The 24298-nt window shown below is 56.1% G+C and carries 21 protein-coding genes; 19 read left to right on the top strand and 2 right to left on the bottom strand.

Features of this window, described 5'->3' with window-relative positions; genetic code table 11:
- Positions 1–27 precede the first annotated feature (27 nt).
- Positions 28–1257 (bottom strand): N-acetylmuramoyl-L-alanine amidase family protein, encoded by a 1230-nt coding sequence (locus PUR_RS22715; protein WP_179037210.1) that lies wholly within the window; start codon positions 1255–1257, stop codon positions 28–30.
- 333 nt (positions 1258–1590) lie between these two features.
- The gene (locus tag PUR_RS22710) at positions 1591–2685 is read right to left on the bottom strand and encodes an LLM class flavin-dependent oxidoreductase (protein ID WP_179037209.1); all 1095 of its coding nucleotides are present in this window, start codon (positions 2683–2685) and stop codon (positions 1591–1593) included.
- A gap of 180 nt (positions 2686–2865) precedes the next feature.
- On the opposite strand from PUR_RS22710, the gene PUR_RS22705 reads away from it, so the two are divergent.
- From PUR_RS22705 to PUR_RS22615, 19 genes are all read left to right on the top strand, one after another.
- A complete protein-coding gene (locus tag PUR_RS22705) occupies positions 2866–3639 on the top strand; it encodes a Cof-type HAD-IIB family hydrolase (protein WP_179037208.1) in 774 nt (257 codons plus the stop codon).
- A gap of 32 nt (positions 3640–3671) precedes the next feature.
- On the top strand, positions 3672–4535 hold the full coding sequence (locus tag PUR_RS22700) for a fumarylacetoacetate hydrolase family protein (protein WP_179037207.1): 864 nt from the start codon (positions 3672–3674) through the stop codon (positions 4533–4535).
- Positions 4536–4755: 220 nt separating this feature from the next.
- Positions 4756–5700: a phosphotransferase family protein gene (locus PUR_RS22695; protein WP_179037206.1), complete on the top strand. Its 945-nt coding sequence runs from the start codon at positions 4756–4758 to the stop codon at positions 5698–5700.
- Positions 5701–6036: 336 nt separating this feature from the next.
- The gene (metK, locus tag PUR_RS22690; protein WP_179037205.1) at positions 6037–7263 is read left to right on the top strand and encodes a methionine adenosyltransferase; all 1227 of its coding nucleotides are present in this window, start codon (positions 6037–6039) and stop codon (positions 7261–7263) included.
- A gap of 67 nt (positions 7264–7330) precedes the next feature.
- Complete coding sequence (locus PUR_RS22685; RefSeq protein ID WP_179037204.1) at positions 7331–8197, top strand: nucleotide-binding protein; 867 nt, start codon at positions 7331–7333, stop codon at positions 8195–8197.
- A gap of 11 nt (positions 8198–8208) precedes the next feature.
- The gene (locus PUR_RS22680; RefSeq protein WP_179037203.1) at positions 8209–9612 is read left to right on the top strand and encodes a nitrogenase component 1; all 1404 of its coding nucleotides are present in this window, start codon (positions 8209–8211) and stop codon (positions 9610–9612) included.
- 1 nt (position 9613) lies between these two features.
- Complete coding sequence (locus PUR_RS22675; RefSeq protein WP_179037202.1) at positions 9614–11014, top strand: nitrogenase component 1; 1401 nt, start codon at positions 9614–9616, stop codon at positions 11012–11014.
- Complete coding sequence (locus PUR_RS22670) at positions 10965–12209, top strand: radical SAM protein (RefSeq protein WP_179037201.1); 1245 nt, start codon at positions 10965–10967, stop codon at positions 12207–12209. The genes PUR_RS22675 and PUR_RS22670 overlap by 50 nt, the downstream gene beginning before the upstream one ends.
- Positions 12210–12533: 324 nt before the next feature.
- Positions 12534–13310 carry an ABC transporter ATP-binding protein gene (locus PUR_RS22665; protein WP_179037200.1) on the top strand — a complete coding sequence of 259 codons (777 nt, stop codon included), beginning with the start codon at positions 12534–12536 and terminating at the stop codon, positions 13308–13310.
- A 67-nt stretch (positions 13311–13377) separates the two neighbouring features.
- Positions 13378–14181, top strand: a complete 804-nt coding sequence (locus PUR_RS22660; RefSeq protein ID WP_179037199.1) for an ABC transporter permease — start codon at positions 13378–13380, stop codon at positions 14179–14181.
- A 15-nt stretch (positions 14182–14196) separates the two neighbouring features.
- Positions 14197–15075, top strand: a complete 879-nt coding sequence (locus PUR_RS22655) for an ABC transporter permease (protein ID WP_179037198.1) — start codon at positions 14197–14199, stop codon at positions 15073–15075.
- Positions 15076–15115: 40 nt separating this feature from the next.
- The gene (locus PUR_RS22650; protein WP_179037197.1) at positions 15116–16723 is read left to right on the top strand and encodes an FAD-dependent oxidoreductase; all 1608 of its coding nucleotides are present in this window, start codon (positions 15116–15118) and stop codon (positions 16721–16723) included.
- Positions 16720–17052: a 4Fe-4S dicluster domain-containing protein gene (locus tag PUR_RS22645; protein ID WP_179037196.1), complete on the top strand. Its 333-nt coding sequence runs from the start codon at positions 16720–16722 to the stop codon at positions 17050–17052. Before PUR_RS22650 ends, PUR_RS22645 begins: the two co-directional genes overlap by 4 nt.
- 49 nt (positions 17053–17101) lie before the next feature.
- Positions 17102–18166, top strand: a complete 1065-nt coding sequence (locus PUR_RS22640) for an ABC transporter substrate-binding protein (protein ID WP_179037195.1) — start codon at positions 17102–17104, stop codon at positions 18164–18166.
- Positions 18167–18269: 103 nt separating this feature from the next.
- Positions 18270–19877: an FAD-dependent oxidoreductase gene (locus tag PUR_RS22635; RefSeq protein WP_179037194.1), complete on the top strand. Its 1608-nt coding sequence runs from the start codon at positions 18270–18272 to the stop codon at positions 19875–19877.
- On the top strand, positions 19874–20224 hold the full coding sequence (locus PUR_RS22630) for a 4Fe-4S dicluster domain-containing protein (protein ID WP_179037193.1): 351 nt from the start codon (positions 19874–19876) through the stop codon (positions 20222–20224). Before PUR_RS22635 ends, PUR_RS22630 begins: the two co-directional genes overlap by 4 nt.
- 381 nt (positions 20225–20605) lie before the next feature.
- A complete protein-coding gene (locus PUR_RS22625) occupies positions 20606–21280 on the top strand; it encodes a Na-translocating system protein MpsC family protein (RefSeq protein WP_179037192.1) in 675 nt (224 codons plus the stop codon).
- Positions 21281–21416: 136 nt separating this feature from the next.
- Entirely contained in the window at positions 21417–21824 is a 408-nt protein-coding gene (locus PUR_RS22620) for a response regulator (protein ID WP_179037191.1), read from the top strand.
- Positions 21825–22015: 191 nt separating this feature from the next.
- The gene (locus PUR_RS22615) at positions 22016–24274 is read left to right on the top strand and encodes a PAS domain S-box protein (RefSeq protein ID WP_232101608.1); all 2259 of its coding nucleotides are present in this window, start codon (positions 22016–22018) and stop codon (positions 24272–24274) included.
- Positions 24275–24298: the final 24 nt, after the last annotated feature.

Genomic DNA, 24298 nt, shown 5'->3' with positions numbered 1-24298 from the left:
GGGGTTTTTGTGTGTAAGGATAAGGGCCTAATTTGAAAAGTAGTCGGCGATGCCGTTCGCGATGGCCTTCGCCGCTTTTTTCTGGTACGACGTCTTGCGGACGATGGATTCATCCGTCGGGCTGGTCAGAAAGCCCAGTTCGACCAGGGCAGCCGGCGTTTCGTTTTCCCTCAAGATGTGGTAATCGCCGAAGGATAAACCGTTGCTTTTCAGGCCGACGCCTCGGCCCAGCCGCTGCTCGATGGCGCGGGCCAGCTTCAGGTCATCGGATTCCGAATAAAAGAACGTCAGCGTGCCCGATATCTTTTTCGGGGAAGAATTGTAATGCACGCTGATAAAAGCGTCCGCCGAGACCGCCGGGGCCAGCCGCGCCCGGCTGGACAGCGTAGGCCGCTGAGCGTCGCGGGTTCGCGTCATAGTCACCCGCGCGCCCGCCGCTGTCAGGTAATCCCGTAAGTAAAGCGCCGTCTGCAGATTCAGGTCCTTTTCCATCGTGCCGTAGGTTGTGCCAATCATCCCCGGATCGGTTCCGCCATGGCCCGGATCGACGACAATCCGCTTCCCGCGAAGGCTGGCTGAAGCAGGTCTGCTGCCAGTACTGTCGCCGCTCGTCAGACTTACGCCGACAGCAAAGGATGCCGATGATCCGGCGGTAACATACGGCTCCGCGACCCAGCCGGCGGCTCCACTTGCGGTCCGTATGTTCAGCCAACCGGACCGGCGGGAGAGAACCGTAACGATATCGCGGGCCTTAAGCGATCCGACGGCATCATAGCCGGTTCCGGGGCCGCTGCGGATGCGCAGCGAGTCTGCCGTAACCGTCGCCGTGGAACGGCTGCCGGCCGTATGCGCGTTCGCTGCGGTGCGGGATATTGGGTCCGAAGCCGCTGCTCCGCCGGCCTTCTTAAGGTAATATCCCGCGACCCAGCCGGTCATATTTCCGGCTGAAATCTTGGACCAGCCATGCTGCTCCTCGGTCACGGTTACGATCGATCCGCCTTTGACCGATCCCTTGACCGCCGCTTCGCTCGCCGGCTCGCTGCGCACCTTAAGAGAGGTGGCGTATACCTTGGCGGTGTAGCCGTCCGCCCGGACCGTGAACGAGGTCAGTGCAAGGCTGAGGACGGTTACGGACACGCCGGCGGCCAGCCAGGCCAGCGGCTTGAGCGCCGCGAACCCGCTGTGCCTTTCCGAGTGCCTGCCTTTATTCCGCTTAACCGGGCCAGGCCCGGGAATACTATGTATGTGCTTATTCATATTTAGGCCTCGCTTTATGATGAAATTCCTGTTGATCCTTCACCCTTTACCCGTCCCGGGGCAAAAGAAAACCCGTAGTGTGTCAAATTGATGCCTGCGTCTTAAAAAAGCGGGCCTTAGGGATTAGCGATATCCTGCAGCCGAAACTCTTTCTTTTTTGATTTAGCTCGGCCTGCTGCGGTGAGGGAGCATTTATTTGCGACTTCGGAGACGGTGGGAATAAAGCAGGCCTTCACTCTCGTTTCCGCCGATTTCAGGTCGGTGACGGAGATGGATGAAGGCCTGTACACCAGCGCTGCTAACGGGATGATTTTCCGTATGAACGAACGAAGATCAAGAAGTACCGTTCTTGCGGGCGATCTCCCGGCGGACGACGGGGGCCACTTCCGCCGCAAGCAGCTCAATGGCCGAGGCGACTTTGGAAAAAGGCATACCGCCGACATCCATTTGGGCCATGAAGCGGGTATGCCCGAACAGCTCATGCTGGTACAGAATCTTCTCGATGATCTGCTGCGGACTTCCTACGGCCAGCGCTTCGCCCGGCCGGGTGTACGCCTCGAAATCTTCGCGTGTGAATTGGAACTCGTTTCCCGCCTGGGCCATGAAGCCGTTCAGATAGTTCAGATAATAAGGGTAAAAATCGTCAAGCGCCTGCTTGGAGGTCTTGGCGACATATCCGTGGCTGGTTACGGCTAACTTTAGGGATTTTGGCGAATGGCCGGATTGGGCTCCCGCCTGGCGGTAAAGGTCGGCCAAGTGCCGGAACCGGTCCGGACTGCCGGAAAGGATGGCGATTGCCATTCCGGTTCCAAGCACTCCGGCTCTTTCCGCGCTTGCCGGAGTGCCACCGACGCCGATCCAGAGCGGAAGCTTCGGCTGCAGGGGACGGGGCGAAATTTCGGCGTCCTTCAGCGGCGGGCGGAAGGCGCCCTGCCAGTTCACGATTTCCTGCTCGCCAAGCTGCCGAAGGAGAGTGAGGTTCTCGGCGAACAGCTGCTGGTAGTCGTTCAGGTCATAACCGAATAGAGGAAAGGATTCCGTAAACGCGCCGCGTCCGGCCATAATTTCCGCGCGCCCATCCGACAGAAGGTCCAAAGTGGCGAAATCCTCGAACAGCCGCACAGGATCGAGAGTGCCGAGCACCATGGTTGTGCTGGAGAGCTTGATCCGGCTCGTTACCTGGGAAATCGCGGCAAGCACGACGGGGACTGAGGAGACGGCAAAATCCAGCCGGTGATGCTCCCCTACGCCGAATACGTCGAGTCCAGCCTCGTCCGCCAGCTTGGCGGCGGCTACAATATCCTGAAGCCGGCGGTGCTGGCTTACGGCTTGTCCCGATACGGGATCGGCAACAATATCTCCGAGCGTATATACCCCGAATTCAAAGCTGCCGCCGGGCAGCGTCGGTTCATGGTTTGGATTGGTCATGAAAAAGGCTCCTTTTAACGGTCTGTGAACATGAATAGTTTTGATTATTATACCAGTTTCCGTGCGAAACGCCTCAAGTTTCTTGCCCGCTGCAAATAAATCGTGATAAGTTTAGGAGGTGAAAGAAGCGGAAAAAAACGCCGGGAATATAGTACGGCGAAACGATAGGAGCAGGAACAGATGGCTTATAAAATTGTGTTTTTCGATATCGACGGAACGCTGGTCAACGAGGAGAAGGAGATTCCGGCGGATACGCTAGAGGCCGTTTCCAGGTTAAAGGAAAATGGCGTGGAGCCGGTAATTGCCACGGGCCGCGCGCCTTATTTTATCAAACCTTTGGCGGAAGCGCTGGGCATCGAATCCTATGTATGCCTGAACGGGGCCTATGCCGTGTACAAAGGCAAGACGCTGCACAAGCAGCCCCTGGACAAGGGAACGATTGAGGCGCTGATCGCGCTGGCGGCCCGGCACAAGCATTCCCTGGTGTTCCAGGGCGAACATACCTATTTCGCGGACAGCGAGGGCCATCCTTATGTAACCGAATCCGTGAATACGCTTAAGGTGGACCATCCGGGCTGCGACCCCGACTTTTGGAAAAGCAACGACATTTACCAGATGTTCCTCCATTGTGAGAGCCATGAGGAAGCCTTGTATGAAGAACTGCTGTCCCGGCTTCGGCTGATCCGCTGGCATCCGCTCGCAATGGATGTGCTCCCGCCGGGAAGCTCCAAAGCCAAGGGCATGGAAGCGATGCTGAACAGGCTGGGCATAAGCCGCGAGGAGTCGGTAGCATTCGGCGACGGCTTGAACGATAAGGAGATGCTGGAGTCGGCCGGTTTGGGCATCGCCATGGGGAACGCGCATGAAGAACTCATTCCCTATGCGGATTACGTAACTGACCATGTGGACGAAGGCGGCATTTATAACGGATTGGTCAAAGCGGGTTTAATTTAGCTGGCCGATACATAAACGAGGGAGGGTTTGCAATGAAGCTGCTTCAGTTCATGAAGGACGGACAGGCAAGACTTGGCGTGAAGACTGCAAACGGAGTTATGGACGTGGAATTAACGGCCCGCGGCAGCGGGCTGGAGGTTCCTTTTTTTATGGAGGAAGTGATCAGGGACAGCGCCGTGGCAATCCCCCTGCTTCAAGAACTTGTTCGCGGCAATTCGCAGTGGCTGAGGGAAGAGGAGATCGTGTATGCGCCTTGCGTTACGCGTCCTCAAAAAATCATTTGTGTCGGATTGAACTACAGGAGCCATGCGGAGGAATCGGGGCTTGAAACGCCCTCTGTTCCGGTGCTGTTCAGTAAATTTAACAATAGTCTTGCTGCTCACCGGGAGACGATTGCCCTGCCGGACGGCACGTCGCAGTTTGATTATGAAGCGGAGCTTGTGCTGGTCATCGGAAAGCGGACATCCCGGGTGACGAAGGAGGAGGCTCTTTCCAGCGTGTTCGGCTATACAGTCGGCAATGATCTGTCTGCGAGAGATTTGCAGTTCCGCACAAGCCAGTGGCTGCTCGGCAAATCGCTGGATGGTTTTGCTCCGGTTGGCCCCTACGTGGTTACTTCTGATGAAGTAGATCCCGCCAGCCTGAACATCGAGTGCCGGGCGAACGGGGAACTGCGCCAGTCGGCGAACACGCGGGACATGATCTTCGGCTGCGCGGAGCTGGTCAGCTATATTTCGGGATACATGACGCTTGAACCCGGAGATTTGATCTTTACCGGTACGCCGGAGGGCGTGATTCTCGGCAAGCCGGAGGGAGAGCGGACGTGGCTGCGGTCCGGGGACGAACTGGCGGTTACAATCGAAGGACTGGGCACGCTGGAGAACCGGCTTGAGTAATTGTGAGTAACGGTAATCGGTGAAATGGTATCTATGCTGCATCTTCGCTGCCTCGGACGCGGATATTCATGCTCCATCTGCGGAGGCGGCGGATTCGCAGCCGGGAGTGGTTCTCTTATGTGCTACTAACGGAGTGAAGCTTTAACGGCGTTAAAATTAAACGGCCTGAATGCAGGCGGTTTGAGATTCGGGCCTGCCGCATGAAGAAAGGATGGAGACAATGGAGAAGGGACACTCGGGCAGCCTGCCGGAGCGCGTGCTGAAATGGATTGCCGGGTTGGGGGGCCAGCCCGTTCACGTCCGGGAAATCCGGCGTCTTCCGGGCAGCACGTCTTGTTCATTATATCAAGTCAGGCTGGAAGACGGCGCGCAGTCACAAGATGCGGTAGTCCGTCTGTACGACAATGAGCGATGGTTGAGCCAGGAACCCGATCTCGCTGCCCATGAGTCGGAAGCGCTTATCCGGTCCGGCTTGGGGCGGGTGTCTTCACCAAAGCTTCTGGGTGTCGATAATGACGGCAGAGCTTGCGGGCTGCCGGCCGTGCTCATGACGATGCTGCCCGGAGAGGTGATTCTGAAGCCGCAGGATATGCACAGCTGGCTGGGGGGACTGGCGGAAGCGCTGGCGGAGGTGCATGCCGTTCCGGCCGGTGATTTTCCCTGGACTCATTTCTCGTATACCGATATCGACGCTCTGGAGCCTCCCGTTTGGACGTCGCGGACGGACAGTTGGGGGAAAGCGGTAAGCTTCGTCAAAAATAGCTGGCCGCAGTACGAGCCGCGGTTTATTCACCGTGATTACCATCCGGCCAACGTGCTGTGGCTGGGAGACGCCGTCAGCGGGATCGTAGATTGGCCGAACGCATGCCGGGGGCCGGCGGGAGCCGACGTGGGCCACTGCCGGCTGAATTTGGCGCAGCTGTACGGCGTGGAGGCGGCAGACGCTTTTTTGCAGGCTTATATTGATCATGCGGGCGCCTCATTCACCTATCATCCTTACTGGGATTTGCTGTCCCTGTTCGACGGATTGTGCGATGGTCCTCCGCAGGTGTATGGGGGCTGGGCGGCTTTCGGGATGACCGGTTTGACCGACCGGATCGTGACGGAGCGGATTGAGCGTTATCAAGCTAGCCTGATGAAGCGATTGGGTGGACAACAGGAATGAGAAGGAAGTATGGAGGATATGCCATCCTCAGCTGCCGCAAGCCTTTCCCTGACGGACAGGGGAGGGCTTTTATTGTTGGTCCGGACAACCTGAAAGTGAATCCGGGGTGTAAATAATCTTATTGACAAACTTTACCGGACGCACTTAATATATGGATTAATCCTATAAGCTTAGTTGGAAAAGTTGACCGGATCACCGGAGGCTCTGTAGACACGGCGCTGTACTCTTGGGTACTGCTGCTGTAATCTTCAGAGCCTTTATTTGTTTGATCCATGTCCGAAGTGAGACTGCTGCCCTTGAGTGTGAATTATATCACAATGAAATGAGGTTGAAGCAATGACAAAATATCTGTTTACATCGGAGTCCGTAACGGAAGGGCATCCGGATAAAATTTGCGACCAAATCTCGGACGCCATATTGGACTCGATCCTGGAGCAGGACCCCGACGGAAGAGTGGCCTGCGAGGTGGCGGTAACTACGGGTCTCGTACTGATTGCCGGAGAAATCTCGACCTCGGCGAACGTTAATATTCCCGCGATCGCCAGAGAGACGATCGTGCAGATCGGCTACGACAATTCCGCTCTCGGCTTCGACGGCAACACCTGCGGCATTCTCAGTTCGCTTGACGAACAATCGGCCGATATCGCCAGAGGCGTGGACAACGCGCTGGAAACCAGACAGCTTGAGAACGCCGAAGAGAACGACGGCGAGATTGGAGCGGGCGATCAGGGATTGATGTTCGGCTATGCGACGGATGAAACGCCGGAACTGTTCCCGCTGCCGATTTCCCTTGCCCATCGCCTGGCGAGAAGACTGACAGAAGCAAGAAAGAGCGGTCTGCTGCCTTATCTGCGGCCGGACGGCAAGACGCAGGTGACGGTGGAATATGACGGGGATCGGGCCGTCCGGGTCGATACCATTGTCGTTTCGACTCAGCATGACCCGGAAATCGGTCTGGATCAGATCTGGAAGGATATTGTTCAGCACGTAGTGGAGCCGACGGTTCCGGAAGACCTGCTGGACGAGAATACCAAATATTATATAAATCCGACAGGACGGTTCGTCGTGGGCGGGCCGAACGGTGACGCGGGGCTGACCGGAAGAAAGATCATCGTGGATACTTACGGCGGCTATGCCCGGCATGGCGGGGGCGCGTTCAGCGGGAAGGACCCGACGAAGGTGGACAGAAGCGCCGCTTACGCCGCTCGTTATGTTGCTAAAAACATTGTGGCAGCCGGTTTGGCGCGCAGAGCTGAAATCCAGCTCGCCTACGCGATCGGAGTGGCAAGCCCGGTTTCCGTAACAGTGAACAGCTTCGGCACCGGAATCGTCCCCGATGACCGGATCTCGGAAATCGTGAAGGCGACGTTTGACCTGAGACCAGGAGCCATCATCAAGGCGCTAGATCTCAAACGGCCGATCTACAGACAGACGGCGGCCTACGGACATTTTGGAAGAAACGATCTGAATTTGCCGTGGGAGCGCACGGATAAGGCGGAGGCATTAAAAACCGCAGCCGCTGAACAGGTTGACCGGGCGGCCGAATCGTCTTCCGCCAAATAATCACTAAGCTAAAGCCGGAGTAACAACCGGCAGACCAAGAGGATATGCAGACAGGAGGAAATAAAGAATGGCAAAAACGGCAAAGCATATTGCAATCTACGGCAAGGGCGGCATTGGCAAATCGACAACCACGTCCAATATCAGCGCCGCTCTCGCAGAAGCGGGCTACCGGGTGATCCAGATCGGATGTGACCCCAAGAGCGATTCCACCAACACACTTAGGGGCGGCGACTATTTGCCGACGGTAATTGACAGCCTGAGAGACAGCGCCAATGTGAAACTGCAGGATGTGTCTGCAGTTGGCTTTAAGGGCGTGCTCTGCATCGAAGCGGGCGGCCCTGTGCCGGGCGTCGGCTGCGCGGGGCGCGGCATCAACGCAGCCGTCGGTCTGCTGCAAGAGCTGAATGTCTTCGAAGAATACGAAGCCGATTACGTGCTGTATGATGTATTGGGAGACGTGGTGTGCGGAGGCTTCGCCGTACCGATCCGCGACGGAATTACCGACAGAGCTTATGTGGTCAGCTCCTCAGACTTCATGGCGATCTACGCAGCCAACAATCTGTTCAAGGCGATCGGCAAATACGCGCCATCCGGAGGAGCGAAGCTCGGCGGCGTCATCGGAAACAGTATTTTGCCCGGGTATCCCGAGTCGCTGATTACGGATTTCACGAGCCGAACAGGTACTGCCGTAGCTGGTTTTGTCCCCCGTTCGCCGGTAGTCGCCCAGAGTGAACTGTACGGCAAAACAGTGATTGAAGCCAGCCCCGGCTCGGAACAGGCCGATGTGTACCGGAAGTTGGCCGCGCATGTTGCAAACAATGAGAACTTAACCATTCCGAATCCGCTGAATGTTACCGATCTTCGCGATTGGGCCAGAAGCTGGGGAGATGCTATCAACCAGGAGGCGGCTTCCTTCTCCGCCGCTGCGCGCTAAGGAGACGAACCATGAACGAAATCAGACAAAGGCTTCCCCGGACGAGGGAAAAGCGAAAGGGGGCGCTGACCGCTTTCTACGGCGACAGCGCTTCTTTAGCGGATGAACTGGAGAAGGAAGAGCCGAGACAAAGAATCCGCACCTATTCGGAAACTGGCGACGACGAAGTGATTGGCGCGATTCGGCTTCTGGGCCGCATTCGCGGCAGCGTCACCATTATTCACAGTCCGCCGGGCTGCGGCGCGATCAAGCTTGAGGATGAGCTCAGGGCGGGAGGCAGTCCCTGGCTGATCACTAATATTGAAGAAAACGATTCAATTCTGGGCGCAGACGACAAGCTGAGGGAAGCGGTCGATCGGGCGTACCGGACATGGCGTCCCGAGATTGTTTTTATTCTATCAACGCCGGTCGTCGCCATTAACAATGACGATATCCAGTCCGCTGCGACGGAGAAGGAAGATCAGTACGGTATTCCCGTAGTCCCGGTATTTGCCTCGGGCTTTCGCTCCAAAACCGCCGTGTACGGGTATGATCTGGTATTTCATGCGTTGGCCAAATACGTATTGAAAGAAGACCCCGATGCGCTCCCCCTCCCGGCCGTTAACGTGATTGGCACAGCCGGAACGAGAACGAACCATATTGTCAAAGACTTGAATGGAGCGGGGATTTCGTATAACAACGTAGCGGAGGGATTAACGATTGCTGCATTACAGCAATCACTGAACGCCTTAGCCTCCATTGCCATTGATAAGGATGATTCCCGTTACCTGCTGGATTGGCTGGAAGAGGCGCACGGTGTCGTCCACTTACAGGAGACGGCGCCGATCGGCCTTGCCGGGACGGAGCGGTGGCTGCTTGCCGCCGCCGGAGCCAGCGGCTCCACCGAACAGGCGCGGGCTTATATTGAAGAGAAACGGGCTGCGGCGGCGATAGGCCTTAAGCAGCTGCGGCTGGATGGCGTCTCCGTCTTTATCGACCTTCCTCCGGAACAAGCGTTCGGAATAGCGGAATTCGTGGAAGAGCTGGGGGGAGAAGTGGCGGCTTTAAGTTTGACCCACGCCGACAGTTCGCATGTCTCCAGACTCAGGGAATGGGCTGGCCGGAGTAATCCGCAGGTACTTATCCAACCGGGGCAGCCTTTCGAGAAGATCAACGCACTGGGGAAATTAAAACCCGGACTGTATATCGGGCTTGGAGAAGCGGCCGTATGGGCGGCCAGAGCGGGGATCGCGGCTGCGGCTGTCGATTCCGTGGATGTGTACGGTTTCGGTGGCGTTCAAGAACTTGCCCCGCTTTTTGCCAAAGCGCTGCGCAACCCGTCGCTTAGCCGCTATTTAAGCCCCGGAAGCACCTCTTACCGGGCGGGCTGGCTGAGCAAAAGCGTCAACTGGCATATCAAGCAGGAGGTGAAATAGGATGGGAAACACGACGGCGGGAAACCGGAACAGCTGTATGCTGCATGGAGCGGTTCAGACGATTAAGTCGATTGAAGGCGCTGTGCCGATCATCCATTCCACCTTGGGCTGCGGCGTACAGCAGTATGCCGGAATCAGCAGCCTTAGCGGAGGCGGAGGTTCCGGTTATACGGGCGGCCTCGGCCTTCCGTCAACCAATTTTCTGGAAAGACAGGTTGTGTTCGGGGGAAGCTCAAGGCTCAGGGAGCAGCTCAAAAATACAGTGAAGATTAAGGAAGGCGACTTCTACGTGGTGCTGACCGGGTGCACGCCCGAGCTTGTCGGCGACGATGTGCCGGCGATGACCAAGGAGCTGCAGGAGCAGCAGTTTAAAGCGATTCACGTCAGTACTCCCGGCTTTAAAGGAAGCGTCCATAACGGATATACGGCGGCGGTGACCGGGATACTGCGTCAATTCGATAAGCTGGCCGTGCCCGCTAGCGTGAAGAACAGCCGTCTTGTGAATCTGTTCGGCATTATTCCGGAGCAGGATGTGTACTGGCGCGGAAATCTGAAGGGTCTCAAGGACAGCCTGGAGGGTATTGGCGCGGACGTGAATGTGCTGTTTGGGCCGGATGCGGATAAGGGAGAATGGACAACCCTTTTTAATGCGGCTTTGAATGTCTCTTTCTCCTCGCACAGCCTTCCGATCTGTGAGTGGCTGGAAAGAAACGCCGGTATCCCCTATGTTCACTTCGACGGGTATCCGGTTGGCGCTCTGCAGACAGGAGAATGGCTGCGGTGCATCGGGAAACAGCTGGATCTGGATCAGGAAAAGGTTGAGGCATGGATCGGTCTCAAAGAACAAAAAGAGCGGTACTACATTGTGCAGTTTCTGGACGCATACTACAAGTACGGCTTTCAGAAAAAATTCGCCCTGGTCGGCGACAGCGCAGCCGTGCTCGGTACGGCCCGCTTCCTGACCGATCCGCTTGGCCTGTTGCCTTCTCTGATTGTCTCCACCGACGACATTCCGCAGCCGGCCCGCAGCGCTATTGTCCGTCAGTGGAATGAACGGCAGCCGGGATCGGAAGCCAGAATTGTATTTGAGAGTGACGCCAAGGCCATTGAGGAACTGGTGATATCGGAGGATATTGAGCTGCTGCTCGGAAGCTCGATTGAGCGACGCGCGGCGGAGCGCAAAGGAATTCCGTTCATTCCCGTATCTTTTCCGGTTGCGGACCGAATCGTACTTACGAAAGGGTACGCCGGCTTTGACGGCGCGTTCACGCTGCTGGAGGATTTGGGGAGCGGCATTTTGAGTGTGGATTCAGCGCATTTACTATATCAAACGGATGCGGGGAGTGAGAAGAATGAGCAGGGAGCAGATCAAAAGCCGGCTTTATCAGGAATTGAAAATTAAAAATGAAGTGAATATCGAGGGAGTGGCGGCTGATCCGGCCATATTCCGGCATCTTGATCTGGGAGGAGCGGTTCAGGAGCAGGTTCATTTATGCTTTGAAATGGACCACGAGACCCACGAGGGCTTCGACCTGCCCACCGGCTACACCACACCCGGAGGTCTGCGGTTCGCCTTCCACTGGGACAGCAGATCGGACTTCCGGATTGTATATGACGGCGGCGAGTACGTGCTGACGCATAAAGGCAAAGAGCTGTTTCCCGTATCGTTCGACAAGCGGCCCAAATATTATGCGCTAAGCGCTTCCGATGGCACGCCATTCTCGCGGATTGCCGGGTACGCTCCCGGGTATACGGGGGGAGGAACGGTTTCCATCGCCTACAGCAATGAATGCTCGCTGAAAGAAAAGGGGCAGGATTGCCTGTTCTGCAATATTAACGCGACCAAGGACACGTACTCGGAAATTCAGGGCATCAAATGGAAAAATCCGAAGCAGATCGGGGAGGCGGTAGCCGCCGCTTACCGGCTCGACGGGGTGACGCACACGAACCTGACCGGAGGGTTTGTTCCTGAGCGGCGGGAGGTCGACTATTACATCGACGTCGCCGAGGCGATTCAGGAGAGCACCGGACTCCGGGATTTCAACGGTACCGCGGTTATTGGAGCGCCGCTGGATCTGGAGATTATCGACCGCTACAAGGAAGCGGGCTTTCGGACTCTGGCAATGAACCTGGAGATGTGGGACCCGAACTTTTACGCGGCGATTCTTCCGGGCAAGGTGGCAGAATGCGGCGGCCGGGAGCACTGGATCAAAGCGATCGAGTACGCGGCCAAGGTGTTCGGCAAAGGCAAGGTGAGATCGGGCTTTGTTGCGGGTATCGAACCGAAGAAGGCGACGCTTGAGGGTGTAGAGTACTTCGCTTCCATCGGCGTGCTGTCCCTGACCGGGGCCTGGACGCCGAACCCGGGATCGGCGCTGGAAGGCCACCGGACGCCGCATGCGGAATGGCATCTGGACATGGCCTATAAATGCCATGAGATCTTTAAGAAGTACGGGTTCTCTTACAAGGACTACTTCGATATTGCGCCAAGCCCGAATTTCCTGATTCACGATTTGTTTGCGATCGACGAGGAGATTGTTCCCGCGTTCGGCGAGGTTGCCGGAGAGAATGCGAAAGAGAGCGATCGGATAGCATAGCGGTTAACTGCTGAACGAAAAGGACTGCCTGATCGAAATCGGGCGGTCTTTTTCCAAATATCAGAAAGTATAAGCTTCGCGTTTATCCTTAATCTGATGTTTCTTCTTGCAACAGAGGAAGCCGTCGCTGCGAATTTTATTTTTTCGTTGACAGCCTTGCAAATCGGTGATATTTTAATAATCACAATTCACATAAAAATACTATGAATTAAATCACAGTATACCGACTGTTCAGACAGAGGTGTTGCGCTTTGAAGACGCGATACCTCTGTTTTTTTGTGCAAGATGGATAAGCTGCGGCTTGAGTGAAAAGGAGGAACGGGTATGGGAGAAACGCTGCTGGACATTTCCAATCTGAACAAATCTTTCGAAACCGCGGGCGGTCCGGTGCAGGCGCTGCACAATGTCGAGCTCCATGTGGAGGAAGGGGAATTCATTACGGTGATCGGCCCGAGCGGCTGCGGCAAAAGCACGCTGCTGCGCATCGTCGCCGGTCTGGACGGCGGATACAGCGGGACGGTTACGCTGGAAGGGGCGAAGATCAACGGCCCGGGCATTGACAAGGGGTTTATTTTTCAGGAGCATCGCCTTTTTCCCTGGCTGACCGTGGAGAAGAATATCGCTTCCGATCTGTCGCTGCGCGATCCCGGAGTCTGGAAGAAAGTGGATGAACTGATCGAGCTGGTGAAGCTGAAGGGATTCGAGAAGTCATATCCCCGCGAACTGTCCGGCGGCATGGCCCAGCGGGTGGCGATTGCCCGCGCGCTCCTGCGAAATCCGAAAATTCTGCTGCTCGACGAGCCGTTCGGCGCGCTGGATGCTTTTACCCGGGCGCATATGCAGACGGTGCTGCTGGATATATGGCGGACCAACCGGACAACGATGATCTTTGTGACCCATGATATCGACGAGGCGGTTTTCCTGGGCAACCGGGTGGTCATTCTGGAGCCGCGGCCGGGGAAAATCCGGAAAATCGTCCACATTGATCTTCCGTATCCCCGCAAAAAAGCAACCGCTTCTTTTCAGGAGCTGCGGCTGAAGGTGCTCAGCGAATTCGAAAAGGTAGAAGAGCTGGAGCTGACCGACGGAGCGGGCATTTAGCTTGTCTTATATCCGATTTAATTGATTGGAATTATATATTTTATTCGAGAGAAGGAGGGAAGGATTCATGAGCAACCGTACCGCCGCCATCCGAACCGCAGGCAAGCCCGGAAAAGGGGCTCAAGTCCTGCTTGGTCTGCTGCTGCCGGTAACTGTTCTGGCGCTTTGGCAAGCGCTGGGGCATTACGGATTGATTTCGGATCTGCTGTTTCCGACGCCGTATACGATAGCGGCCTCTTTTGCTTCGCTTGCGGCTTCGGGAGATTTATGGAGCAATCTTAGAATCAGCGCCGTTCGGGTTCTGCTCGGTTTTGCGCTCGGCGGGGGTCTCGGGCTTGCGTTCGGGATTCTGGTCGGACTGTTCAAACGCTCAGAGAAGCTGCTTGATCCTTCACTGCAGATGATCCGGATGATCCCAAGCCTCGCGGTAGTCCCGCTGTTTATCCTCTGGTTCGGCATCGGGGAGGAGTCGAAGGTGCTGCTGATTGCCAAAGCCGCATTCTTTCCCCTCTATATTAATACTTTCATGGGGATTCGCAGTGTGGACAATAAGCTGTTCGAGGTGTCCAGGGTGCTCGGCTTCAGCAGACCGAAGCAGATTCTTAAACTCGTGCTTCCGGGGGCGGTGCCCCATATTATGCTCGGCGCCCGCCTGTCGCTCGGACTGTCCTGGCTCGGTCTGGTCGTTGCGGAGCTGATCGCTTCCACCTCGGGCATCGGCTATATGATGTCGGACGCCCGACAGTTTGCTGATACACCGGTTGTGTTCGTCGGCATTCTCATCTTCGCGGTCTGCGGTCTGCTGAGCGATACGGCAATGCGTCTGATTGAACATCGGCTGCTCCGCTGGAAAGAAAGCTACAAAGGATAGAAAGGAGAGAACCTAATGAGTGAAGGAGCCAAAGTTATTGTCCAGCCGGGAACAGGCGTGCGGGAAGGAAGCGGCAAGCTTAAAGCAGTACGTGAAAAAGCGGCGGCATCCCGGCGGCCGATTTCATGGAAGCTGTATCTGTCCAACCTTGGCGTCGGCGTGATTATTCCGGCATTGGCTGTTGCATTGTGGCAGGCCGCCGGGAGTGCCGGCTGGGCATCGCCCGAATTTCTGCCTACGCCGCTGGCCATCGCCCGGTCCTTTGTTGACCTGGCGGTATCGGGCGGGCTTGCGCATCATCTCGGAGTCAGTCTTGGACGGGCGTTCCTGGGCTTTCTGATCGGAGGGGCTTTCGGCCTGCTGCTGGGCATCCTGACGGGCCTGTTCCGCAGCGCGGAATATTTACTGGACCCAAGCGTTCAGGTGCTGCGCCTGGTTCCCCATCTGGCGATTGCTCCGCTGATCATCCTTTGGTTCGGCTTTGGGGAAGTGTCCAAAGTGGCCATTATTATCAGCGGCTCTTTTTTTCCACTCTACATCAATACCTTTGTGGGGATCCGGCATGTGGACCACAAGCTGCTGGAGGTCGGAAGGGTGCTCGGCTTCAGTCCGTACCAGCGGCTGCGCCGGCTTGTCCTGCCAGCGGCGCTGCCGAATATTCTGCTGGGCCTGCGCTTGTCGCTGGCGGTGGCCTGGATCAGTCTGGTCGTTGCGGAACTGATCGGTTCGCAGTCGGGCGTCGGCTTCCTTATTAATGAAGCAAAGCAAAATTCCAATACGGAAATTATCTTTGTCGGGATTCTCATTTTCGCCTTCGTCGGCAAGCTGATCGATTCGATCTTCCGGGTGCTGGAGCACCGATTATTGTTCTGGCGGGACAGCTACCGGGGGTAAATTTCGATCCACAACCAAGATTTCGGAGGAGGCTAAAGCAATGAATGAAACGGTAAAAAGGGGTTCACTGGAGTTGAAAGCGGATGTGCTCGTGATTGGGGGAGGTCCGGCGGGCACATGGGCCGCTCTGACCGCCTCGGCCAAGGGGGCCAAGGTCGTTCTGGCCGACAAAGGCTACTGCGGCTCCAGCGGCGCAACCGCCCCGTCCGGAACGGGCGTCTGGTATGTAGATCCCGATAAGGAGCTTCGCGAGAAAGCGAAGGCAAGCCGTTTCATTCTGGGCGGCAGTCTGGCGGAGCACAGCTGGATGGACCGGGTGCTTAACCGTACGTATGAGAATATGAACCGGCTCGGCTTATCGGGATACCCGTTCCCGGTGGATGAATTCGGCAATCCCCACCGCCGCAGTCTGCAGGGGCCGGAGTATATGAGGCTGATGCGCAAGCTGGTGAAAAAGGCGGGCGTTACCATCCTCGACCACAGCCCTGCGCTGGAGCTGCTGGCCGACGAACACGGCATAGCCGGCGCCACCGGCGTGCAGACGCAGACCGGGGAAGCCTGGAGTGTAATAGCCGGAGCGGTTGTGATCGCAACCGGCGGCTGCGCTTTCCTGAGCAAGGCGCTGGGCTGCAATGTACTGACCGGCGACGGGCTTCTGCTTGCCGCCGAGGCGGGCGCGGCCATGTCGGGGATGGAGTTCTCCAATGCCTATGCCATATGCCCGACTTTCTCTTCCGTGACCAAGACGGCGTATTACAGCTATGCAAGCTTCTATTACGAGGACGGAAGCGTTGTGGAAGGCGCGGGTTCCAAGAAAGGACGTTCCTTCATTGCACGGAATCTCCTACAGGGGAGAAAGGTCTTTGCCCGGCTGGATCAGGCGCCGGAGGATTTGCGGCCTCTCCTGCGGGTGGCGCAGACGAACTTCTTCCTGCCCTTCGACCGGCTCGGCATCGATCCGTTCAAGGACGCCTTCCCTGTAACGCTTCGGCTGGAAGGCACGGTCCGCGGAACCGGAGGCATCCGGATTACGGACGAGGCTTGCGGAACGGGCGTGCCCGGATTGTATGCGGCCGGGGATGCCGCAACCCGCGAGCTGATCTGCGGCGGCTTCACCGGCGGCGGAAGCCACAATGCCGCCTGGGCCATGTCCTCCGGCTCCTTCGCCGGAGAGGGAGCAGCCGGCTATGCGCTGAGCCTTGGACGGCATGCCGCGGGACGCGCTCCGGCCGGACTTTCATCCTCGACCCTTACGCACCGGAAAGCTCAGCCGGGAGCGGCGTCCCGGGCGCTGGAATACACCGCTGCCGTGCAGGCGGAGGTAACGCCTTACGATATCAATCTGTTCCGTACCGGGGAACGCCTTGAGGCTTCCCTCGGACGGTTGGACCGGCTGTGGAAAGAGCAGCGAGGTCAGGAAGTGGAGCTTACCGCCGAAGGCGTGAAGCTCCGGGAAACGGCGGCCATGACGGCGACGGCTCGCTGGATGTACTCCTCGGCGCTCGCCCGGACGGAAACGAGGGGCATGCATAAACGCGAGGACCACAAGGCGATCGATGAGAACCAGCACTACCGGTTAATCAGCGGCGGATTGGATGAGGTCTGGGTGAAGCCCGAACTTACGGCAAAGGAGAGTGTCCCGTCGTGATTGAAGTCATCAGCGCGGACCGTTGCGTCGGCTGCAATCAATGCGTGGCGGTCTGCCCGACCAACGTGTTCGACCAGTCAGGCGGCAAGGTTCCTGTCATTGCAAGGCAAAGCGATTGCCAGACCTGCTTTATGTGCGAGCTGTACTGCCCGGTGGATGCCCTGTATGTGGCGCCGGATTCGGAAGCCGCGACAGGCATTACGGAAACGGAGCTTAAGGAGCGGGGGCTTCTTGGCGGATACAGGGAGAAGGTGGGCTGGGGAAAAGGGAGGAAGCCTGTGGCCAGCCACGGCTTTATGGTTCAGTTATCCCGCCGGGCGGGATTCTAGCGGCCCGGTGTCATATAAGCAAATACCTATTTTGAGGGGAGAAACAAAGATGGCAAAGGTGTATAGAGAGATTCAGGGGGGCGCGGCACGGGGCTTGCGCTTTATGCTTATCGCAAGTGTGGTCATGGTTATGCTGGTCATTTCCGCTTGCGGAAGCAACGGGAATTCCGGCAGCAAGGCCGCGGAAGGAACGGATACGGCGGAGGCGGCTAGCAGCGGAAATGCCGCAAAGAGCAGCGTTCCGGCGGTGCTGAATTACGGCTTCATCGGGGCCAACAAGCTGAATCTGCCGAGTGGAGCGGAAGGCTGGGGCTTCTATAAGGGCATTATCCAAGAGGAACTCAAGAAACACGGCATTACAGAAGTGAAGCTGACCAGCTTCCCGAACGGACCGGACCAGACGGAATCGCTGATCAGCGGCCGGCTCGATTTCGGTTCGCTTGGCGATACCCCTGCTATTATCGCTTATGCCGGCGGCGCCAAGACCCGCCTAATCGGCCAGGGATCGGCCCATACCGTCGGTTACCTGATTGCCAAGAAGGACGGCCCGAAGACGGTGAAGGATCTGCAGGGCAAGACCATTGCGACGCAGAAGGGATCTTTCATGCACCGCTACCTTGTGGGACTGCTCAAGCAAGAAGGGGTTACGGACTACAAGCTTGTGCATATGCTCATTCCTGACGCTACCGCTGCCCTGGCGCGCGGAGATATCGACGCGACAACCAACAACGGCGTTCAGGCGATTAAGCAAATCAGCGCCGGGTATCCGCTTCTGGACGATTCCTCCAAGCACCCTGAGCTTCTTGGCTCCAGTGTGACCGTTGTGTCGGAAGATTATCTGGCGAAATTCCCGGACTTCCCTAAGGTCTGGAACGAGGCGCGCGAGAAAGCGCTGGCCGACCTGAAGCAGCATGAGGACGAATATTACAAGTTTCTTGCCGAAATCGGGGAGACTACGCCGGATATCGTCAAGCAGGTAAGTCCGGTCGGAGACTTAAAGGATACCGCTTTTACGGATGACGGACTAGCGCTGCTTGAAGGCACGAAGAACTTTCTTGTGGAAGAAAAGCTGGCCAAAAAAGATTTCCAAATCAGCGATTGGCAGCTGAAATAGCGGCTTAAAGGAAAGCCGGAGAAAGTCTCGGCTGCTTCTTCAGGTTGAGTTCAGAGCTTGCTCATGAACCGTAGACTTTACCATATTTCGGAGGTGAGCGGAAATGACGCGGCAAGAAGAACGGTTGGAGGCGGATGTGCTTGTACTGGGCGGGGGTCCGGCCGGGGCATGGGCGGCATGGAGCGCGGCCTCGCTGGGAGCGAAAGTCATCCTGGCCGACAAAGGCTATCTCGGCACAAGCGGAGCGACAGCCCCGGGAGGAACGACGCTGCTCGTGATCCCTCCCGTGTCGGAGCTTCGGGAGGAGGCCGTTCGGTCCAGACTTAAGGCCGGAGGCTACTTGTCTGAGAACGCTTGGATTCACCGCGTGCTGGATCAGGTGGAACAGAACCTGGAGCAGATCGAAAGTTGGGGCTATCCTTTTCCGAAAGATGAGCACGGCAATGCCATGCGCACTCACCTGCACGGACCGGAATATATGGGCCTGATGCGTAAGGTTGTCCGCAAGGCCGGCGTAAAGATATGGGATCAGTCTCCGGCACTGGAGCTTCTTCACGATGATCACGGCGTTGGCGGGGCGCGCGGTGTTAACCGTCTGACCGGCAATGCATGGGAGGTAAGGGCGAATGCGGTTGTCATGGCCACTGGAGGCTGCGCTTTCCTGAGTAAGGGTCTCGGCTGCAATGTATTGACCGGGGAAGGACTGCTGATGTCAGCCGAGGCTGGCGCCGATTTGTCCGGAATGGAATTCACCCGGCAGTACGCGCCGAGCTTTGCGGACGGCAGCGTTACCCGCGGACGCATGCTGGCCTGGGCCACGCTGTATGATGCAGCCGGGCAGCCGCTGTTGAAAGGGGACCGTACCTTTGGCAGTATTCCCGAACTGCTGCTGAAAGGGCCGGTCTACGCCAGTCTTGATCTCGCCGATACGGAGGAGAAACGTAATTTCCTGCGCCGTGCCCATCCAATCTTCTTCATGCCGCTTGAGCGGGCGGGAATCGACCCTTTCCGCGACAAATTCCCGCTGACGCTTCGCTATGAGGGAACGATGCGCGGGACGGGAGGCCTCCGTCTGACCGGCAGCGGCTGCGAGACGACGGTTGCCGGCCTGTATGCGGCCGGGGACGCCGCATCGCGCGAGAAGGTAACCGGCGCGATTTCGGGCGGCGGGGCGTACAACGCGTCCTGGGCCATATGCAGCGGAAGCTGGGCCGGCCAAGCGGCCGCACGATATGCCCGGACCCTTGGCGGCAGCGGCGGCCGCCGGCTCAAAGCGGCCGGACGCTACGGGCTGTCCGCCGGCGCAGACTCGCCGGAAACGCTTGAGGTTAAGGCGCTGGTGACGGCGGTCCAGCGCGAAGTGCTGCCGCTGAACATCAACTTCTTCCGCACCGAGGCAGGAATCGATGCTTCGCTCGGACGCCTGAATGCGCTGATGTCTGATTTGAACGCTCAACCGCCTGCATCCACACGAGGAATCGTTCAGGCGCGCGAAGCGGCGGCAATGCTGGCGACTGCCCGCTGGATGTATACCGCCGCCCTTGCCCGGAAGGAGACGCGCGGCCTGCAGGCGCTGGCGGAATATCCGGTGATGGACCCCCGGCAGACCCACCGGCTGGTTCTGTCCGGTATCGGCAATATTCGCATCTCTACAGAGAGCGTGCCCCACGCCCATGAACTGCGTGCCGTAAAGGAGGAGCGGGCAATATGATCGAGTTGATCAGTTCGGACCGCTGTATCGGCTGCAAGCTATGCGTAAAGGTGTGTCCGACGAACGTATTCGATTTTGACATTAATCGAAAGCTTCCGGCACTTGCCCGGCAGGAGGACTGCCAGACCTGCTTCATGTGCGAGGCTTACTGCCCGGCTGACGCGCTTTATGTAGCTCCCCAAGCGGAGCATTCCGTTCCCGTTCGGGAGGAAGATCTGATTGGTTCCGGTCTGCTGGGCAGTTGGAGAGAGGAGATCGGCTGGAATCCGGGTTCCACTTCGACAATGGCGGCCCGGGACACGACGCCTATGTTTGAAATATTCACCGAACGATACCGAAGAACATAAGTCAGGGGAGACAAGGTGCGAGCGCAAAGGGCTATCCTTTCCCTCGGTCTGATAGTCTCCGCCGACAGGACAAGGATCAGATGTGGAATGTTATGTGCAGCGGAAAGCGCGGAATATTCCATTTGGAACAGGATAGAATAGAAGGACAGGCCGGGAAATTCCGGCCTGTCCTTCTTTATAAGCTGAACTATCTTCGTATTTTAGCCGAACGGGAGAGGCATTAAGAAGCATTAACGAAGCCCTGAAAACCAGGTGTATTTTTCTATATACGAAGCGCCCAGAAGATATTATACTTAGTTAGCATACCGTTTTTTCAGCAGACGGACTGCCTCCCCCAGGGCTTGCCAAGAAACTTGAGAAATTGATGCTGGAGGAAAATGAATGAGTACTATAGACCTGGCGGGACAGCTTTCCAGTTACACGGGAAGATTGCTTAGGGAACGGTTCGGGAGAGGTCCCGAATCCGTATACGCTTCGATTGCGAAGCAATGTATTGCGCTGCATATACGTAATTTCATGGGACCGGTAGAGCGTTTCTTGCTCAGTAAAGAGGAGGAGCAGGCCTTTCGCTACACGCGCGAGCTGCTGATGAAGTCTCTTCTTCCCGAATTGTCCTCTTATATAAAGGATGAGCTGGAGATCGAGGTTGCTGAGATTTTCTATGATTGGGGTATACATAACGCATCAGGAATGATTGTGGCTCTGATCAAGGGCGGTGAAGCTTTCACAGACGAGTACGCGGGACAGGATGAGGTTCATAACCAGATTAACGAAGTTAGCCGCAAGGTTCAGAGGTTCCCGGATCTCACAACTTCGTGGTGGATTAATCCGCGCACCCTGATCGTCAAGCGCGAAGGCATACTGATTCCGCTGGAGAAAGAACTGATTGATCTGGGCTACGAGAATACACTTAAGACGACCAAGCGGAAAATGGAGAAGCGTTATTTGGAGACGACCACCATTTCGCAGCTGTTCGGCAAGGAATTGGCCGATATCTATGTGGACTGGGATTTTGATAAAGATAACAGTGTTATCGCATTTACGTTCAATTCATAGAAGGTTTAGGCGGAAATGAGTCGGACATGCAAATGAGCCGAACATAAGCCGAAGAAAGGGGAATGTCCCCTTTCTTCGGCTTTTTCATTTTTATGGAAATTAATGAATGGCGGGACCGCTATAAGGGGGATAGCAAATGGAAGATAATTTGCAAAAAGTCCTATATGTGGAGGATAATCCACTGAATATGGCGCTGATGCATCATCTCTTCAAAAAAAATCTGCCTAATGTCCTGCTTCTGAAAGCCGAAACGGGTGAGCTTGGACTTGAAATGGCTGAGCAGCAGCGGCCGGACCTTATTATACTGGATATCGGCCTTCCGGGTCTAAACGGATATGAGACGATGGAATGCCTGCAGCAGGGGGAGTATACACGCCATGTTCCGGTCCTGGCCATCAGCGCATTTGCCCAATTGTCGGACATCGCCAAAGCGCGGCAGGCGGGGTTTGCGGGATATATTACCAAGCCGATTCAAGTCAGGACCTTCACAGAAACCGTACAGGGTCTGCTTGCCGGAGGGGCGGGCAGCTTTACCGGCTACTGAATATCATCTAGGAAAAAGATTGCTCTGGGGAGAGCGCACCATGAAAAACCATAGGTAGAAGGTGCCCGGGATTGCTGAAAGGAACAGGATTTGCATTTGACTTTCGCTCGGATATACAAGATATTAATAATACAGTTTTAAACTATTAATTTCTTGTATTTTTTCATTCCACAGACGGGCAGGTGAAGCATTTGCTAAGAAAGTGTGCGGATGGATATTCCCGTTTTGAACAGGCCTTCATGACGGCGGCTGTCGGAGAAGGATTTCTTACCGTCGATGCGAAATGGACAGATATCAATCCTGCCGTTACCGGCATTCTTGGCTATAGCGAACAGGAACTGCTTGAACGCGACTTCACAGACGTGATACACCCGGATGATTTATCTGTGGCGGAACAGATGATCCGTCTCCTTCGGGAAGGAAATACAACCTGCCAGGAGAAGGAGATCCGGATGGTTTCCCGGGAAGGGATGCCTGTCCGGGTGCGTCTGCGGCTTACGTTAATCAATGAATCCGCGGCCCAGGCATCCCAGTATTACATTGTCAATCTGCTCCCTGTTTCAGGGCCGGATACCCAGTGCGGCATTGTTCAGCCCGGCGATGAGCTGTACCGTTCCTTTGCCGCCAATATGAGAGACATCATTTATTACACTTCGCTTAACGGCATGTGCCTGTACTGCTCTCCTTCCATTTATGAAATACTGGGTTACCAGCCAGAGGAATTGCTTGGGAAGCGCAACTTTGGTCTGCTGCATCCGAATGATCTATCGCTGGTGTCCGGAACGGAGATGTTGAAACGCCAAAGCGTCCAATTGCGCGCACGGCATAAGGAAGGCCATTACATATGGCTCGATTTCACGCTTCGTATTATGGAGGACGAACATGGACGAAGTATGCTGGCCATTGGACGCGATATGACGGAGCGCAAAGTCGTGGAGCGGCAGCTGCAGGAAATGCTGGAGAGATACACCTCCCTGAAAAAGTACAATCATGATGCGATAATCTCGGTCGATTTGCTGGGTAACATGATCAATGGGAATGAGAGGGTCTGTCAGTTGACAGGTTACAACATCTCCGAGCTGACCGGAATGAATGTGTCCATCCTTGTCGGGGAAGAGCATTTGGACGATATTCTCGCGTTTTCCACGGAGCATACGTTCAAAGAGCCTGATATCGACCGTATTCGCCATAAGGACGGCCATTTTGTGGAAGTCATTGCGACGGTTGCGCCCATTATTATCAACAACACCAAAGCGGGTTTTTATATTATCGCCAAAGATATAACCGAGCAGAAAATGCTGCTGATTGAAAAAGAACTTGCCGAGAGCATGAATCAGGCCAAAAGCGAGTTTCTTGCGGTCATGAGCCATGAAATCCGCACTCCGATGAACGGGGTGATCGGCATGACGGACTTGCTGCTGGATATGAGCCCGCCGGATTCTTCCATGCGGGAGTATCTGGAGATTATACGAAAAAGCGGCGATACGCTGCTCTCGATTATCAACGATATTCTCGATCTCGCCAAAATCGAAGCGGGGCGCACCGATTTGCATGAAGAACGTTTTGAACTAAGGCCGTGCATTGAATCGGCGGTCATGGTGCTCGCTCCAAAAGCGGAGATTAAGGGACTGACGCTTCGTGTTTCAGTCGATCCAGAGATTCCTGAATTTGTAAGAGGGGACAGCGAACGCTTCAAGCAGATTCTGATGAACCTTGTGGGCAACGCCGTCAAATTCACCAATACCGGCGGAGTGAACGTCAGTGTCCGGACAACGAAAATCGACCGGAATGAGGTAACGCTGGAAGTCAAGGTGTCCGATACCGGTGTCGGTATACCCGAGAACCAGCGGGAAAGGCTGTTCGAGCCGTTCTACCAGCCGGATCGCTTTATGCAGCGCCAGCATGAAGGGACGGGGCTGGGACTTGCAATCGCGAAAAGGCTGGTCGGCTTGATGGGCGGCAGTATCAGGCTGCAGGATTCGGAGCAGGGAGCGACATTTGTGTTTACGGTCGTCTTCCGGCAGGCTGAATACAGCGGGAACCGGGTGGAACCGGATGCAGTTCGCGAAGGAAGAACGGATTCCCGCCCTCTGCGGATTCTTGTGGCTGAAGATAATGAAGTCAACCAGATTGTCCTGAGGAAGATGCTGGAGAAACGTGGACATAACGTATCCATAGTTTCCGATGGGCTTCAGGCGGTTCATGCGCTGAACGACAACATGTATGATCTTGCTTTTATGGATGTCCAGATGCCGCGCATGAATGGGCTGGAAGCAGTAAAGGTGGTCAAGGACACGCTCCCCCCGGAGAAAATTCCGGTTATTATTGCGATAACGGCCAACGCCTTGAAGGATGACCGCGAGAGATGTCTGGCGGCGGGGATGGATGAATATATCAGCAAGCCTGTAAGAACCGAGACGATCCGGAAAATGATCGGAAAGTTTTTCTGAGAACGGCGGGAGAGTTGGACCGGC

The sequence above is a fragment of the Paenibacillus sp. URB8-2 genome, assembly GCF_013393385.1.
Lineage (GTDB): Bacteria > Bacillota > Bacilli > Paenibacillales > Paenibacillaceae > Paenibacillus_AQ.
This window is presented reverse-complemented; position numbering and strand designations above follow the sequence as displayed.

Bases quoted from the DNA above. Each gene is read 5' to 3' on its own strand.
- PUR_RS22665 (WP_179037200.1), top strand. From the start codon at position 12,534: ATGGGAGAAACGCTGCTGGACATTTCCAATCTGAACAAATCTTTCGAA.
- PUR_RS22695 (WP_179037206.1), top strand. From the start codon at position 4,756: ATGGAGAAGGGACACTCGGGCAGCCTGCCGGAGCGCGTGCTGAAATGG.
- PUR_RS22660 (WP_179037199.1), top strand. From the start codon at position 13,378: ATGAGCAACCGTACCGCCGCCATCCGAACCGCAGGCAAGCCCGGAAAA.
- PUR_RS22640 (WP_179037195.1), top strand. From the start codon at position 17,102: ATGGCAAAGGTGTATAGAGAGATTCAGGGGGGCGCGGCACGGGGCTTG.
- PUR_RS22675 (WP_179037202.1), top strand. From the start codon at position 9,614: ATGGGAAACACGACGGCGGGAAACCGGAACAGCTGTATGCTGCATGGA.
- PUR_RS22705 (WP_179037208.1), top strand. From the start codon at position 2,866: ATGGCTTATAAAATTGTGTTTTTCGATATCGACGGAACGCTGGTCAAC.
- PUR_RS22625 (WP_179037192.1), top strand. From the start codon at position 20,606: ATGAGTACTATAGACCTGGCGGGACAGCTTTCCAGTTACACGGGAAGA.
- PUR_RS22630 (WP_179037193.1), top strand. From the start codon at position 19,874: ATGATCGAGTTGATCAGTTCGGACCGCTGTATCGGCTGCAAGCTATGC.
- PUR_RS22655 (WP_179037198.1), top strand. From the start codon at position 14,197: ATGAGTGAAGGAGCCAAAGTTATTGTCCAGCCGGGAACAGGCGTGCGG.
- metK (WP_179037205.1), top strand. From the start codon at position 6,037: ATGACAAAATATCTGTTTACATCGGAGTCCGTAACGGAAGGGCATCCG.
- PUR_RS22715 (WP_179037210.1), bottom strand. From the start codon at position 1,257: ATGAATAAGCACATACATAGTATTCCCGGGCCTGGCCCGGTTAAGCGG.
- PUR_RS22670 (WP_179037201.1), top strand. From the start codon at position 10,965: ATGAGCAGGGAGCAGATCAAAAGCCGGCTTTATCAGGAATTGAAAATT.
- PUR_RS22650 (WP_179037197.1), top strand. From the start codon at position 15,116: ATGAATGAAACGGTAAAAAGGGGTTCACTGGAGTTGAAAGCGGATGTG.
- PUR_RS22620 (WP_179037191.1), top strand. From the start codon at position 21,417: ATGGAAGATAATTTGCAAAAAGTCCTATATGTGGAGGATAATCCACTG.
- PUR_RS22680 (WP_179037203.1), top strand. From the start codon at position 8,209: ATGAACGAAATCAGACAAAGGCTTCCCCGGACGAGGGAAAAGCGAAAG.
- PUR_RS22710 (WP_179037209.1), bottom strand. From the start codon at position 2,685: ATGACCAATCCAAACCATGAACCGACGCTGCCCGGCGGCAGCTTTGAA.
- PUR_RS22700 (WP_179037207.1), top strand. From the start codon at position 3,672: ATGAAGCTGCTTCAGTTCATGAAGGACGGACAGGCAAGACTTGGCGTG.
- PUR_RS22685 (WP_179037204.1), top strand. From the start codon at position 7,331: ATGGCAAAAACGGCAAAGCATATTGCAATCTACGGCAAGGGCGGCATT.
- PUR_RS22635 (WP_179037194.1), top strand. From the start codon at position 18,270: ATGACGCGGCAAGAAGAACGGTTGGAGGCGGATGTGCTTGTACTGGGC.